At 57.6% G+C, this 15104-nt stretch carries 13 protein-coding genes and 1 pseudogene; 7 read left to right on the forward strand and 7 right to left on the reverse strand.

The window, feature by feature from the left end; genetic code table 11:
* Positions 1–156: 156 nt before the first annotated feature.
* Positions 157–2418, reverse strand: a complete 2262-nt coding sequence (locus AX767_RS09635) for a heavy metal translocating P-type ATPase (protein ID WP_068630787.1) — start codon at positions 2416–2418, stop codon at positions 157–159.
* Between the two features lie 61 nt (positions 2419–2479).
* Here AX767_RS09635 and cadR point away from each other — a divergent pair, with 61 nt between their 5' ends.
* Both cadR and AX767_RS09645 read left to right on the forward strand, forming a co-directional pair.
* Positions 2480–2926: a Cd(II)/Pb(II)-responsive transcriptional regulator gene (cadR, locus tag AX767_RS09640; protein ID WP_068630789.1), complete on the forward strand. Its 447-nt coding sequence runs from the start codon at positions 2480–2482 to the stop codon at positions 2924–2926.
* A 35-nt stretch (positions 2927–2961) separates the two neighbouring features.
* On the forward strand, positions 2962–3423 hold the full coding sequence (locus tag AX767_RS09645) for an MgtC/SapB family protein (RefSeq protein ID WP_068630791.1): 462 nt from the start codon (positions 2962–2964) through the stop codon (positions 3421–3423).
* A 68-nt stretch (positions 3424–3491) separates the two neighbouring features.
* Here AX767_RS09645 and flgB read toward each other — a convergent pair whose 3' ends face one another.
* Positions 3492–3953: a flagellar basal body rod protein FlgB gene (gene flgB, locus AX767_RS21010; RefSeq protein WP_168164816.1), complete on the reverse strand. Its 462-nt coding sequence runs from the start codon at positions 3951–3953 to the stop codon at positions 3492–3494.
* A gap of 262 nt (positions 3954–4215) precedes the next feature.
* Positions 4216–4934: pseudogene (locus AX767_RS09655) on the reverse strand (outer membrane protein assembly factor BamB family protein).
* A 764-nt stretch (positions 4935–5698) separates the two neighbouring features.
* On the opposite strand from AX767_RS09655, the gene AX767_RS21345 reads away from it, so the two are divergent.
* The 5 genes from AX767_RS21345 (at position 5699) to AX767_RS09675 (ending at position 13179) form a co-directional block, all read left to right on the forward strand.
* Positions 5699–7642 (forward strand): hypothetical protein, encoded by a 1944-nt coding sequence (locus tag AX767_RS21345; protein ID WP_156481011.1) that lies wholly within the window; start codon positions 5699–5701, stop codon positions 7640–7642.
* On the forward strand, positions 7639–9879 hold the full coding sequence (locus AX767_RS21350) for a hypothetical protein (protein ID WP_156481012.1): 2241 nt from the start codon (positions 7639–7641) through the stop codon (positions 9877–9879). Before AX767_RS21345 ends, AX767_RS21350 begins: the two co-directional genes overlap by 4 nt.
* Entirely contained in the window at positions 9876–10475 is a 600-nt protein-coding gene (locus AX767_RS21355) for a hypothetical protein (protein WP_156481013.1), read from the forward strand. The genes AX767_RS21350 and AX767_RS21355 overlap by 4 nt, the downstream gene beginning before the upstream one ends.
* A gap of 1 nt (position 10476) precedes the next feature.
* On the forward strand, positions 10477–11643 hold the full coding sequence (locus AX767_RS21360; protein ID WP_156481014.1) for a site-specific integrase: 1167 nt from the start codon (positions 10477–10479) through the stop codon (positions 11641–11643).
* A gap of 180 nt (positions 11644–11823) precedes the next feature.
* A complete protein-coding gene (locus tag AX767_RS09675; protein WP_082754961.1) occupies positions 11824–13179 on the forward strand; it encodes a YifB family Mg chelatase-like AAA ATPase in 1356 nt (451 codons plus the stop codon).
* Here the strand turns inward: AX767_RS09675 and AX767_RS09680 are convergent.
* Genes AX767_RS09680 through AX767_RS09695 form a run of 4 tightly spaced genes read right to left on the reverse strand, consistent with a single transcriptional unit; the run spans position 13157 to position 15092 of the window.
* On the reverse strand, positions 13157–13405 hold the full coding sequence (locus tag AX767_RS09680; protein ID WP_068630801.1) for a hypothetical protein: 249 nt from the start codon (positions 13403–13405) through the stop codon (positions 13157–13159). The genes AX767_RS09675 and AX767_RS09680 overlap by 23 nt on opposite strands.
* A gap of 12 nt (positions 13406–13417) precedes the next feature.
* Positions 13418–14146, reverse strand: a complete 729-nt coding sequence (locus tag AX767_RS09685; protein WP_237288603.1) for an OmpA family protein — start codon at positions 14144–14146, stop codon at positions 13418–13420.
* The gene (locus tag AX767_RS09690; protein ID WP_068630803.1) at positions 14143–14733 is read right to left on the reverse strand and encodes a hypothetical protein; all 591 of its coding nucleotides are present in this window, start codon (positions 14731–14733) and stop codon (positions 14143–14145) included. Before AX767_RS09690 ends, AX767_RS09685 begins: the two co-directional genes overlap by 4 nt.
* Positions 14730–15092: a hypothetical protein gene (locus AX767_RS09695; RefSeq protein ID WP_156481015.1), complete on the reverse strand. Its 363-nt coding sequence runs from the start codon at positions 15090–15092 to the stop codon at positions 14730–14732. The genes AX767_RS09690 and AX767_RS09695 overlap by 4 nt, the downstream gene beginning before the upstream one ends.
* Positions 15093–15104: the final 12 nt, after the last annotated feature.

Consider the following 15104-nt stretch of genomic DNA (forward strand, 5'->3'; position numbering starts at 1 on the left):
GTATCGGGACTTCAGTAGAGGACGGCACACATCGTGGCGGCGCTCAAACATGCAACCTGCTGTGCTTGCTTGCTGTAACGATCGTATGAATTGAGCTTCTGCATTGCCAAACCGAAAGATTACAAATCTGTAATGTTCACTGTTGCTGCGAGCCCGTTACGAGGGCACCTTGTCAGCGGGCACCTTCATCAATCTAAGACCGTTGGCGACCACCAGCAAGGTGGCACCCATGTCCGCGAAGACTGCCATCCACATCGTGGCCATGCCAAGAATCGCGAGAATCATGAAGATCGCCTTGATGCCCAAAGCGAGCGAAATGTTTTGCATCAGCACGGTGTGCGTTCGGCGCGACAAACGGATCGTCTCGGGAATCCTGCGCAGGTCATCGTTCATGACCACCACGTCGGCAGCCTCCATGGCAATGTCAGTGCCCATCCCGCCCATCGCAAATCCTATGTCGGCCTGCGCCAGCGCCGGTGCGTCGTTTATGCCGTCACCGGTCATGGCCGTGGCACCGTGGCGTTTCTGCAGCGCCTTGATCTCTGTCAGCTTGTCTTCGGGCAGCAGATTGCCCTGCGACTCGTCGATTCCGGCCTCGGCCGCGATTGTCTTGGCAGTCGCGACGTTGTCCCCCGTCAACATCACAGGTGTGATGCCAAGCGCTTTCAGTTCAGCGACAGCTTGTCGCGACGACTCCTTGATGGTGTCCGCCACAGCAAAGATCGCTACAACTCCGTCGTCGTCGGCGAGCAATGTCACTGTGCGGCCGCGCTGCTCATGCGAATACAGCTTTGTGGTCAGCTCGGTGCTTCCCTGGTTGCGCTCTTTGATCAGGCGATGATTTCCTAGCACGTAGGCCCGGCCTCCGGTCGATCCCTGCGTGCCTCGGCCTGCAAGGGCAGCAAAGCCATCGACGTCGCCAACCGGCAGTTTGAGGCCCTGTGCGATCGCCTTGGAAACCGGATGGTCGGACCGCTCGGCCAAGCTCATGGCAGCACGGCCGATGGTGTCCTTGTCGCCTTCGGACCGAAGGACCTCCCAGTCAACGAGCTTCGGCTTGCCTTCGGTGATCGTGCCGGTCTTGTCCAGCGCGATGGCTCTAAGGTTGCGTGCCTCTTCAAGATAGGTGCCGCCCTTGATCAGAATGCCGCGGCGTGCACCTGCGGCAAGTGCGCTGACCACCGTCACCGGCGTCGAAATCACAAGCGCGCAAGGGCAGGCGACCACGAGAAGGACCAAAGCCTTGTAGATGGCTTCCAGCCAGGTCAAGTCCATCAGCCAAGGTGTGAAAAGAGCCACGCCAAGCGCCAGGACAAAAACGGAGGGCGTGTAGATGGCGGCGAAACGATCGACGAAGCGTTGCGTGGGCGCACGCGTGCCTTGCGCCTCTTCAACCGCATGGATGATTCGCGACAGAGTTGTATTGGACGCGACGCCGGTCACACGAAATTGGAGTTCGGCAGTTTCGTTGATCGTCCCTGCAAAAATGGGGTCACCGGCAGCGCGATCTACGGGCAGGCTTTCGCCAGTTACCGGCGCCTGGTTGACCGCACTGCGGCCTTCGGTAATCACCCCGTCCAGTGGCACACGTTCGCCAGGACGAATTCGGACAATGGCGTCGAGTAGCACATCGCCGGACGGCACCGATTTCCAGGTTCGATCCGCCTGCTGCACGTCAGCCTCCTCAGGCGCGAGCGCCAGCAGGCCCTTGATCGAGTTGCGGGCACGGTCGGCGGCGCGGGCTTCGATCAATTCCGCGATGGCGTAGAGCGCCATGACCATCGCAGCCTCAGGCCATTGTCCAATGAAGAACGCACCTGTGACGGCGACGCTCATCAAGGCGTTGATGTTGAGTTTTCCTCGACCCAGTGCTTTGATGCCCTTGGTGTATGTCTCCACACCAGAAAGCCAGATCGCGATTGCCGCGATCGCCAGCCCGAGATACTTCATTGCAGGCACGTCGCTCACAAAAAAATCGAGGGCTTCCGCGCCTATCGCAAACGCCAATGCAAGGGCAAGCCGGCCAATGCCGGTGCTCTGGTCGTGGTCGTGTCCATCGTGATCGGAATGTTCGGGTGCGCCCGATTCCAAACTTGCAGTGACCGGCGTAGGTTCGTAGCCTGCCGCACGTATCGCGGCGACAGCAGCGGGAATCACATCGTCGGGGGCGGTGATCGCAACAGTTCTTGCGCCCAGCTGGAAATTGAGGCCCCTGATGCCGTCAATCTTGTCCAGCACCCGCCGGATGTCACTCTGTTCTACGGCGCAATCCATGGAAGGAATCCGGAAAACGCTCGCGCCCGTGACCTTTGAGGTTGCAGCTGCGGGTTCGAGTGCTGTAGCCGGGGCGCAGCAGGCGTCGCCAGCGCAAGCGCCAGCCGGCTTGGCTGTGGTATCAGGAAGTGTGGTTTTTGTCATTGGCTCTATTGAGCACCCTGAAGCGGGTTTAGAGTCAAGGCCTGATCTCAAGGAAATTTTGATGAAGATTGGCGAACTGGCTGTGGCCACATCTACACCCGTTGAAACCATTCGCTTCTACGAGAAAGAGGGCTTGATGCCCTTGCCACACCGGTCCGAAGGTAACTACCGGATCTATGGGCAGGGTCAGCTTGAGCGCCTGACTTTCATTCGTCATTGCCGGTTGTTGGACATGACGTTGGATGAGATCAGGGCGCTGCTTATATACAAGGATGCGCCGGAATCAAACTGCGCCGAAGTGAACGAGCTCCTCGATGCGCACATTGACCACGTGATGCTCCGCATTCGGGATCTGCGCTCGCTTGAAAACCAGTTGAAAATCCTGCGGGCGCAGTGCGCGACCTCGGATTCGGCCGGCGCCTGCGGCATCCTAAAAGAGCTTTCGAGCGATGCAAATCTGCAGGCCCTCAAGCGTTCCGGCGGGCGGCACGTGCACGGCACGCACTAGCCCATTACCCACTCGCAATATAAAAGATCTGACCGATGGAAAGTTCATTCTGGGGCGTGTGGGGTGACGTGACCAACCACCTCGTCCGAATGGGCCTCGCGTTTTTGTTTACCTTGCCTATTGCTTGGAACCGGGAGCATGGTTCGAGAAGTGCAGGACTTCGAACGTTTCCTATTGTTGCGATGGCAAGCTGCGGCTTTGTCCTGCTGGCGATCGAGGTTCTTGGAGAGCGCTCTGTCGGTCAAGCTCGAATACTAGAAGGTGTGATCACTGGCATCGGCTTCATCGGCGGCGGAGCGATCTTGAAGTCCGGAGCGTCGACACATGGCACGGCAACGGCCGCCAGTATTCTGAACACGGGTGTTGTCGGGGCTGCCGTAGGATTCGGTTACTACGACATCGGATTTGTACTTGCCATGGCGAACTTTGTAGTCCTCATGGGACTGGGAAAGCTGAAAGCGGACCCGCCGAAGTCAGATGAGTCATCAGAGAGATAAAAATCTGACTCGATCGCAGCCATTGCTGATTTTGATGCATCGCCGACCGACCGACCGCACTCTGGGATTCAACGTCGTCCGGGGTCGGACGTCGCCGCCTTGAATTCTTCGGCTTCGTCTTTGACACCCATCAATGCCAACTGGTAGAGGATCGTGTTCTTTGCGATTTCGCCGCGCTCAATGTCCATGTCCACGGTGTTCCCGTCGGCCGCCGTTTGCTCCGACATTCTGATGCGACCGAACTCGAGGGTGCTCTGAACTTTTGTCACCGGACTAGCGATGTGTCTGCCGGCAGTTGTGGTCATGGATACCGAGCGAACGCCTGAGGGTAATGCTGCGGTCGTAGCCTCCTTCAGACTTTCGGCAAAGTCTGCATCGCGAGCTTTGAAATTTGGCGTGTCCGCATTGGCAACGTTTGAGGCAAGCAGTGCTTGCCTCCTAGCGCGAAACAGCAGAGCTTCGGCTGCAAAGTCTTCTACATCGGCCTTGGCGTGACTCGTTGAAGAGGGTTGGAGAGCAAGTGAAAGCATAAAGATTTGGCCGCGTCCGGGGGACCACATCGTTCCGCAGCAAAGAGGAGTTCCGCCAAGCATGCAGTCTTGGACCGATACTGCCAATCTCGATCACGTGGATGCCATGATTTGTAATGTTCCCGTCATTTAGACGTTAGTTTCGATCAGCGCTGTCAGCTCTGTCAGCTCTGACGCAGCTCGCTTTAAATCATGAACTCGGGATCGACCGAAGGCCGGCCGGTGTGGCTGTAGAACGGCGCAAGATGTTGACGTAGCTCGCTCAGAGCGCGCTAATCGGGGCCCAGCTGTTCGGCGTTGCAGCCGTATAGCTCTCGCCCACCGCCGGGGCGCCGTGGTCTTGCGGTCTGCCTGCATCGAAGGCCCAGGCGAGGCGACCTGTTGTTGCGTCGAAGGCGCGGATGACGCCCGATGGCTCGCCCCAATACTGCCCGTCCATGATCGCGCCGCCAAACACTACTTTCCCCGGATGACCTGGGGCGCAGAACTGACGTAGTGGTAGCCGGGCGGAACCTCGCCCAAGCCTTCGAGCAATGGCACGCGTCCGTCTGTGCCGAAGCCGGTGCAGGGGCGTCCTGTGCGTGCATCGAGTGCGAACAATTCCGGCAGTTGGCTGGTTGCCAGGATGCGCTCCGCACACGAGCCCGTGGCTTCGGGCACACGGTAGTAGGCGACGCCCCTGCAAGGCTTGCCCGTGGGCGCGCTGCTGCCGCTCATGTCGTAACGCCAGCGCTCCTGTCCTGTCTCGGCATCGAGCGCCATCACCACGTTGTGGCCGTTGCACACGTACAGCGAATCGCCAATGTTGATCGGCGTCACCTGCAGCGTGCCACGCACGCCAGTGAAAGGCCCGACGTCTGCTTCCCACGCGACTTCGAGTTTATCGACGTTGGCTGCCGTGATCTGCGTCAGCGGACTGAATCGTGTGCCGCCCTGGTCGTTGCCATAGTGAGGCCAGTCGCTGCGCGCGATTGATGCCATCGGCTGACCTTTCTGTTCTGCAGTGCTCCCACATGGTTTGATGAGCGGTGCGAGTAGGTTCAAAGGCCATGCGCTCTTTCAGAGTGTCAGGTTTCTGGACTGGAGCCGTCATCGGCCTAGTCGGTCCTAACGACTGCAAACGCTGCAAAGCGGACGATCGACAGGTTTCTGGGTGAATCCAGGTAGCCAAGCAATGCGATGCAGCAGCAGACGCAGTTCACAGGCGCCTACAAGACGTTATGCACGCGTCGGCGATACCCCCTCAGGATGCTGATCTCACGCTTTGGGGCACTCCATCCGCTACGAAGCAAGGCACTCACTGAAATTATGTAAGAACCCGTAACACATGATACCTGTCGGTCTTGGCGATTGAATTTTAAAGCCCAAGTGCTAAATCAAAGCGAGATTATTGGTTAGCCCTTTAAAAATGGCCGGCGTTAAAAGGGGTGTAGTTGCGAACCCGCCCTGACGAAACACTCATTTCCGGTGGCTTCTATCGAGTCAACAGAACTAGATGCGATTATTGCACATTTGCATTCGATTTTCATGCATCATTATCTTCTCGTCTTGGATTGTTCCACGACCTGGACAGTAGAGATTTTCAGCTCTTCTCAATCGGCTGTTACAGACGTCAGCGGTCAAAAAGTCAAACCTCAAATTTGATGACAAGATGGTTGGATCATGAAAAGTGACTCGACCAAAGTAAAAATTCTGCATCAAGGTAAAGACTCTTCCCTGCCTAGATTTGCATCTAACTCAGCGTCATGATCAAGGAGAACGCAGTTCCGAAGTCGATTGGTTCCGACGTTCGACCGCAGCAGATTCGACAAATCGCGATTCATGTATTTCATGAAAGGTACAAGCGCAGGTCTATTGGAATAGTTACCCTCAGTGTTCCGGCAAGCACCCCGGGATTCCCTGACCCTTGGATCGCTTTACTTGTCCAAGCGCTCGCCGATCAAAGCTCTCGGATAGAGCGGGCAGAAACGACTGTTGGGCGCATCACGCATGCGCTGGCTGCAGCCTGTGCTGAACCTCACTTGGACGTAGTTTGGAATCGCCATCTCAGCGACCTGACAAAAGATGATCTAAACACCTTGTTTTCAGAAATTGAATCCCGTCTCAAGGCCAACGTTCAGCTGTCAGAGTCGTTGCGTTACCACGGCAGCCTTCAATTCAGAAAGCTGTGCCGATTGCTTATTCCGCAACTAAGGTCGGACCTTCAACTTGAGGGCGTTAAGTTTAAAACAAGTTTCCATGCTAATCCACAGCCTCGTTCGCTGATTAGCGATCAGTACACACCGGGAAATGCGCCGCAAGGAGCAATGCCTTATGAAAATCCACGTGAGCTAAAAAGAAAGATGCTCGATGCGTCCGAGCGCGTTTTGCAGATCACCAAGAAGGCGGCAGTTGATGATCTGGAGAAGGGCGCCCAGCTTCGAGCTCTTCTTGACGTTCTAAAAGAGAAAGTCACTGATACACAATTCATCAATGCGGTTTGCTTGGTAACGCGTACGCAGCAATACTCAAAGTCGAGCTACGACCTTGTTCCGTACAGCGCTCCTGAGCAATACATCGGAGCATTGGTCCACGCGCATGACAACGAACAGTGGTCACGGAAGGGTTCCGCTCCGGGCATCCTCTACGGCAAAAAGGTAGATCAATTTCTACTGAATGCGATTGGGTGGAAGGTTCGTTTAACAAGGGCTTGGCGAATCCGGTCATTCGCAACATTGCAAGAGATCCACTCATGCGTGGTCATCCTTCAAATTGTTTCTTCGTGGAACGTATCTTCCGTACTAGACATTCGGCTCGAAGACATTCTTCTGGTCAAAGGCGGTTACGTCATTCAATCATTTAAAAGTAAAACTGACACCCACACTCCGCCAGTCAAATTAAGCAAAGATGACGAAACACCGGATAAAGCTTGTGACTTCACCAACGCCAGTCAACCGGAGGCATGCAAGGCCTTGACATTGCTGATTTGGAACCATAAGCAATTGGTCGCAAACAACTATCAGAAAGAATGTGACACGCGCTTGATAAATTCTGCGTTTGCACTGTCGGATCAACCTGGTACTTTAACTGTTCAGCATCTTCAAAGACAATTTATTGAACGGCACGCGTTGCCAAAGTTTTCGCCGGAGCAACTTAGAAACGAGAGTTTATTTGCCACAAGTTTAGGGAGCCTCTCCAAAGCCCAGCGCGACGCCGGCCATACGTCCATCTCCACCACGGGCAATTACATACGACAATTGGTTGCAAAGCGACTTCACAGCTCTCAAAATTTGCAGTTTCAACGGCAGTTCGCGGCCGAACTTAAAGCGCTTCAAAGAAAGGAGGTCCAACATTCTGAACTTCGGCTCTTGCGACCAATCGGCGATGGCGCAAGTTGTATAGATCCAGCGTCTCACCCTTGGGCCGACATTCCAGAAAAGGAATGTCCGGGCGATCGCTGTCATGGACATGGTGGCTGTGAAAGTCGAGTATTGAGGATTAATCAACAACGCATCGCGGAAGCCCTCTTGACCGAGCGCGTCTACGAAACAAATTGGCAAGCGTTGTGTGAGCAAAATCCATCTGCCTTCCTTGAGTACGACGTGCCAAGAATCATTTTTGTGAAGGGGTTTTTGCACATGACCTCTGAAAGCACTTTGGGTCATGTTGTGACGAGGCTGCGTCGAGAGTTGACCCAGAAGAAATCATGACAACTTCCGCGGGAGGCTCAGCACGGCTTAAAACTGCTGCAGACACGTCTGCAAATGACGCGCCCAGAGACCAAGAGCGCGAAGGCAAATTCGAGGCAATTCGCAGACTGATGAAATCGGATGCTCTCGAACTAACGTCTGAAGGTGACCTTCTCGTCAAGCGAAACGATGCGACAACTGAGGACTCGCAGTGGCACTTGGTGCGTCTGGGCGAGAACCCGTTACCTACCTCATCCCTCGATCTTCGCCCTCGCACCTTTGCCGATGAGCCGGAAGTTATCGGCTCCGTCGTCTTAGTAGCTGATCGGGTTATGAATTTTGCGACCGGTGAAGCAATCGGCCAACATAGAGTGATCGCGTTTGTCGTCGCAACGCTTTGCAAACTCTGGGAGTACCTCTGGCTTCGCGACATTTACACTCTAAAAGACCTGCGTCCAGAGCATTTTCAAGCGCTCGCTAAGCGACTTGCTTTTGGCGGTTGGGCACCGTGCCTTGCCCTTCGGACAAGGACGAAGGCTCTGTATGCGAAGAGTGGCATTGACGATTCGTGGTATCGAACGGACAACGGTCGCGAACTCTCTTTGACCGCAGAGTTTCGTGCGGTGTGTCGCACAAATGCAAGTGGCCCTGAGCTTTACGGCGCGCGTCGACTCACAGCTCGGCGCCTAGGCTGCAAGGTGGACAGGCGCGCAAGAGCGCGTTCCTCCGTGAGCATGATGCTTCAGTGGCTTAATTGCCTAAACGAACTACATGCGATACCTGAAGCCTTCGCATCGCCCCGGCTTCCATTCGAGAATGCAAAAGGCATGGCGGAAACCCTGGGAAGGCCAACACAAAGAACGAAAAGTCTGGATGTAAGTTTTGCAGGGCAGTTGCTCACTCAAGCCGCAACTTGGATTGATCGAGGCGTCGCTTTGATAGAAGTGGCGCGAAAGATTGTTCACTTTGAAAGGACTTCGTCGGGCGACAAACGTCAGCGCGCGAAGGCATTCGCGAACTTTTTGGTAAATGGCCCGTTCAAAGTAATCACCGAGTGGGGCGAATTGCCATCGAAGCTTCAAGGCATTGATCGTCTCAATCGGTGCTTTGCGATGTTTTATCTTGCCTGCTTTCTTCACATCGCCACCTTCAACGCTCGACGGAAGGATGAGGTTTCAAGCCGTCGATTTGGTCTGCAGGCTTCAAACATCTTTGTAGTCTCTGCAGAGATGCATTTATACCAAGCGCTCTTCTACTGCGCGAAGGGTTCACGTGACTGGCTGCCCTTTTTCGTCAATCAAGAAACGTTCGACGCTTGGTCGATGCTCAAAGAACTTCAGACAGTCTTTTTGGAATCGAAGCCAGCGTCAAAGTACAAAGGTTCGCTTTTTTGGCGGCTTGCCGTTGGCCGCTTCGGCTTCAACGGTCGCCAAACTTGGCTTACTTTTGGCGGTGACAAACCGCAAATGGTCGACTTCATCAAGTTGGCGGCTCCATTGCTTACCGGGATTCCTCGCCTTCAACCGCACACCTGTCGACGGTTCTACGCACTGATTTTCTATTACCGCTACGAGGATGCAACATTGCAGGCGTTGGCTTTTCAACTCGATCACAAGGATCTTGAAGCCGCGCGGGTATACATCTCGGAAGCGCTCGCCAACCTTGGTGGATTTAGGCTCCCAATTGCACTCAGCGCTGAAAAAGCCCGAATCCGCGATGAATACTTGGCGGATTTTCCAGAAATGGCCGACGTTCGCCATGAAAAGTTTGTCTCGAAGATCAACGAGATCCTTGATGGTTCTGCGACAAGCGGCAAGTTCGGCGCGTTGGTGCTTCGGCTCGCTTCGAAGCTTTCTGCTCGCGCAGACTACGCGCCCCTGCGCGAAGAACTCCGCGCGCAAAAGCTCGCGTCAGAATTGAAGCGCAAGGGCTATGACCTCGAGCCATTCCCCCACGCAGACTGCATGGCCGGAAGTGCAGGAAGGGTAAATGCAAAATGTTTTAGCCGTCAGTCAGGAACTGCGCAGAAGGAACGGGCGTCGCCCAGATTGTGTAGCGGGTGCCTCTACTCAAACACTGTCAAGGGCCACGTCGTCAACCTTGAAACTCTTTTTGCCAGCCTTAAGGCGAAAGCCGCGAACGAGCCGATTGAGCAGCGTCAAAATGTTCGAGCCAGGGCGCATCAATCACGTATGAACGACCTTGAAGAGGTCATTGCGTTGCATCGACAACGTTTGGAAGAAGACTGCGTCGTATGAATGGCAAGCGCGGAGCTCCCGTTGTAGCAGCGTTGAACAAGGCATCGGCACGTAGCAACATCGAAGCGAAAATCCATGCAATAGAGTCGGTGTTGAGACTGTCCCCTAGTTCATTGAAAGCGCTCTCATTGCTTCCCCGCTCCCTGCGCCAATTCAATCTTTGGGAGGCAAAACGCGGCTCGCTCTTTAACGGTCCTGATGATAGCGCCATCCCGATCGTTGATTTGACGCGCAATGCTCGTCAAACGTTGGTCGCTAACCAAGTGCTTGTAGATCGTACAAGCGCGGTTCTTGCAGTTATTGGTACGGCCACAAATGGCCGCCGGCTTGGAGGAAAGAGAGCTGCGAATCTGGAGGCGCGACTCTCATTTTTAGAAAACCTTCGCGCAGCAGCAGAAGCTGCGTTGAGTAATGCTCATGAAAAAATAAACGGGCTTCAAATCGCGCTCAAGAGGGAACGTATTAAGGTCCGACAGCTGGTCGAGAAAAGCAACAAAGAAATGAATTTGCGAGCAGACGAGCTTGAAGAAGAACGCAGCAAAGTAGCTGAGCTCACTCGGCAATTGCGAGACATTTCCAAGTTTCGTAAAGTTTAAGATGGCAGGAAGTTTTAAGGGCGACGTTTACATTTCGATCAGCGGAAACACAAATCGCAATAATTTTATTGTCTATGATCTTTCCGGCCCAGTTGTTCGTGTGCATGACGAATTTACAGAATTTGGATTGCATCTTACCCGCGACATACTTCTTGCAAGATCCACTGTAGTCAATCGCATCTACAGTGTTGCGAGATTCAGAAAGTTTCTACGATCCAGGTCTTTCGCGACTGAAAAAGAACTCGAGTATGAGAATCTGAGCGATGAGACTCTGAAAGAATTTCGTAGTGTGCTTGAGATCGACGCTCCCAAACGCGCGAAGCGCAAGAGAAAGCGCGCGTTCGTCGGGACTATCAACGCTTGCTTAAGTGCTGTATACGATTGGGTCCTATGGCTGCAAGACACCGGACGAGTTCCCGATCAAACCATAGGAGTCTTCCCCGCTGCAATTCAGGCATTCCGCAATCCAAAAAAACCGACCCAATGGTTCAAGCCGTTACTTCTGCCGCGCGCAGGACGCGGTGCTCGTAGCAAGCCAATGAATTTTGTTCCCAATGACGAGATCAAAGAGGCAGCCCTTGACCATTTGTCCACCTCTTCCAATTCCGAGTACGTCTGTGTACGTAATTCTCTAATACAGCGACTTGCTGAACGGGTCGGGCTCAGAAGAGACTCAATTGCAAGCTTAGTTGCCGAATCCTTTAAGCGCGCTCGTCTTGAAGCTGCCAAGCATAGCATCGACGTTACGCCACCCCGTCAAAAAAATGGCTATGAGGATTCGTTTGACGTCCCTATTGATTTGGCTTATGAAGTTTGCTCTTTTATTGAAAATCTAAGGGATCCATTTGCGGAGAGTAAAGGAAGCAAAGCAGAAGAACTATTTCTGTCTTTTAGAAACGGTCTTCCGTTAACGCCAAGCTCCATGACGGCAATTTTTTCTAAGGTTATGAAAGCGGCCGGAGGCCCGCTCGGTGCTGCTTTGCACATCTGGCGACATCGCTTCACTCAGGATGAGCTGGACCGCGAAATGGCTTTTCGGCGCCGGGAAGGGTTATTCACCTCAGACGCTGACGTTTGCGCTGCAGTTTCACGGCGTTTAGGTCATGCAAATCCCGCCTCAATCAAGCCGTACCTAGATTCGTATTACACCCGAACGAAGCGCGCTTGAATCTTTTGAGTGAGATTTAGCAGAAGCGGTCTCTTGACAGAGTGTCAATACGGCTCAACCGTCTCATTAATTTTCCACTGCTAGTCATAAAGCGCACTACCCTTCGCGAGCAGAGTAGTTCATTCGCGATGCTCCTCTCGTAGTGACTACCTTGCTCATGAGTGCAAAGCGGCTTCGTCGATGGTGGTGAATCTCGCGCCGGCGGATTTGCCGAAGGATTCCGGGCGTCTGGACTTGCCCATCGCGCTCGGCATCCTGGCCGCCAGCGGGCAGATTGACACCGCCCGGCTGGCGGGGCATGAGTTTGCAGGTGAGCTCTCACTCTCCGGGCATCTTCGGCCGGTGCGCGGCGCGCTCGCCATGGCCCTGGCGCTGCACACCCGGGGCATCGCCACCCGACTCGTTCTGCCGATGGACAGCGCACAAGAGGCGGCGCTGGTTCCGGGCGCCGAGGTGTATGGCGCGACGCACCTGCTCGATGTGGTTCGGCAGTTCCTGCCCGCAGACGCCGCCGCCGCCGCCGCCGCCCAGCCACCGGGCGACGGTTGGGCCAGGGTGGCGGCGCGCGCCAGCGGACCGGCGGCGCGCTACGCCGACCTGGGCGACGTCAAGGGCCACACCGGCGCCAAGCGCGCCCTGGAGATCGCCGCCGCGGGCAACCATTCGCTGTTGATGGTCGGACCCCCGGGCTCGGGCAAGTCGATGCTCGCGCAGCGCTTCGCCGGGTTGCTGCCGGCCATGACCGTCGACGAAGCGCTAGAAAGCGCGGCGGTGATGAGCCTCGCCGGCCGCTTTGCGGTCGAGCGCTGGGCCCAGCGCCCGACCGGGTCACCGCACCACACGTCCAGTGCGGTCGCGCTGGTCGGTGGCGGCTCGCCGCCGCGCCCCGGTGAGATTTCTCTGGCGCACCACGGTGTGCTGTTTCTCGATGAGTTCCCGGAGTTCGCCCGCTCCGCGCTCGAAGCGCTGCGCGAGCCCCTGGAGACCGGGACCATCACAATCGCGCGCGCTGCCCGGCGCTCCGAATTTCCGGCGCGCTTCCAGCTCATCGCCGCAATGAATCCGTGCCCGTGCGGCTACCTCGGCTCGACCCTGAAAGCCTGCCGCTGCACGCCCGACCAGGTGTCACGCTACCAGGGCAAGCTGAGCGGCCCGCTGCTCGACCGCATCGACCTGCACATCGAAGTGCCGTCGGTGTCGGCCAAAGAGCTGCTCGACGCGCCGGCCGGCGAAGCGACCGACAGCATCCGCGCCCGCGCCGCTGCGGCCCGCGAGCGCGCGATGACGCGCCAAGGCAAACCGAACCAGGCGTTGCAGGGCAGCGAGATCGACCGGCACGCCGGGCTCGAAGCGTCCGCGCTCGCGTTCATGCACAGCGCAGCAGCCAAGCTGGGCTGGAGCGCACGGTCGACGCACCGGGCGCTGAAGGTGGCGCGCACCATCGCCGATCTTGCAGAGGCGGAGCAGGTTCAGGTGGCGCACGTGGCCGAGGCCGTGCAGTACCGGCGCGTGCTCAGCGGGCGCTCCGGAACATGACGATCAGCATCGCAATGCCGGCCAGGAACGCCAGCAGCCGCACCACCCACGGCACCACCAGCCAGGCGCCGATCGCCACCACGGCCTTGCCGAGCACGCCTGCATTGACGAGCGGCGCCTGACGATCGCTGGCGGCAGCGCCGGCCACCGGCGCACCGCAGGACGGACAGCTCGCGGCCAGGGTCGAGACCTGCTTGCCGCATTCGGAACACACAACGAGTGCCATGGTTTTGCCTCTTCAGGATTTTCGGGCGCCCACCGGGGGCGGCTGGATGATGATCTCGACGCGCCGGTTGCGCTGCCGGCCTTCGGCATCGTCGCTGCCGTCGGCATGGGCATTCGGCGCCACCGGTTGGCGCTTGCCGTGGCCGGCGATCGCAAGGCGACGGCCGCCCTCGACTGCAGGCTGGAGCCGCGCGGCCACCGCTTCGGCGCGACGGGTCGACAGCGCATCGTTGTAGCCATCGGTTCCCTTGCCGTCGGTGTGGCCGTGCACTTCGACCGGTGCGGCGGGGTAGCTCTTCAAAAGTTCAGCGGTCTCCTCGAGCGAGGCGCGTGCGTCGGCCCGCAGGTCGGCCTTGTCGAAATCGAACAGCACGTCGGCCGGCAAGGCGATGACGATGGCTTGCTGGTCGGTCTGTTGCGCCTTGAGCGAGGTGAGCAACGCCTGCGTGACCGCCACACGCGCCGCCGGCACCTCGGCCACACGGAACACGGTCGATGGCACGTTGGCCGGCGCGAGTTGCGACGACGGGCCGCCGCTCTCGAGCGCGCCGGGCGCGCCGGCCAGTCGCCATTCGGAACGCGGCGCGTTCGCGGCGGGCGCGAAGGTGCTCGGCATGTCTTTCAGGCTGCCCGCGACGCGGCGCACCGTATATGCCGAAGCCGAAAGCGACGCCCCGAGCAGCAGCAGAAGCAGAAGCACCAGCGGACGACCCGCAGCGACGGCGCGGGGCGCGGGCCTCACGAACCGCCTTGCTGCAACGGCAGCGTGAGGGTCAGGCCGGGGCCGTCGGTGTTGTCACCCGCGTTGCCTTCGTTGATGACGAGCCGGACCTGCGTGGTCGATGGCGGCACGGCGCCGAGAAAGACCCACTTGCCTTCCATCGTGTCGCCCGCGTTGATGCGCACATACCGGTTGTCTTCCGGTGGACGCAGCATCAGACGGTTGCCGGCGGCGTCGACGAGAAACGTGGCGGTCTCGGCGAGGTTGGTGAAGTTGGTGCTGCGGTTGCCGAAGGAGACGCTCACGGTCAGCACCGTCGCGTCTTCGCCCAGCTCCACGTTCTTGACGCGCACCGTGAGGCCCGCGTTCGCGACGCCTTGGATGTTGACGGGCACCTGGCGCGACGCAGTGGGTGCGGATGCGATCGTGCTGGCCACCGCGGGCGCAGGGGCCGTTGCGACCGGTGACGGTGCCGGCGCCGATGAAGGTGCCGGCGCTTGGGCCACGGGCGTCGGCGCAGGCGTCGACTTCTCCGAGCATGCGGCGAGCGCCACGGTGAGGGCCAGTGCCAGGCAGCCGGCCGCGGTCTTGCGCATCGATCGGCTCATCGGATGTTGACGCTGTTCACGTTGGCGTTCGGGCGCACGCCGTTCTGACAGTCGCCTTCGACGCGCACGTCCTGCGTGTTGCGGCCGGTCACGATGACGGTCTTGCCCTGCAGCGACCGGCGATCGACATTCACGCTGTTCACGCTGGCCGGCGGCTCGTTGGGGGTGCGCCGGTTCAAGCCAGGCGCGCACGTCACTTCGACGTTCTTCGCGCTGTTGCCGGTGACCTCGATGTGATTGGTGCCGCCGCCCGGATTCTGGATCACGGTGGTGCCGGCCAGAGCGGGCGGCACGACGGCCAGCGCGCCGGCCGAGCAGCACAAAAGCGTTTGAAGCAAGGCGTGGAAAGGTGTTCGCATCGTTCGTGTTCC

The sequence above is a fragment of the Variovorax sp. PAMC 28711 genome (genome assembly GCF_001577265.1).
Taxonomy (GTDB): Bacteria; Pseudomonadota; Gammaproteobacteria; order Burkholderiales; family Burkholderiaceae_C; genus Variovorax.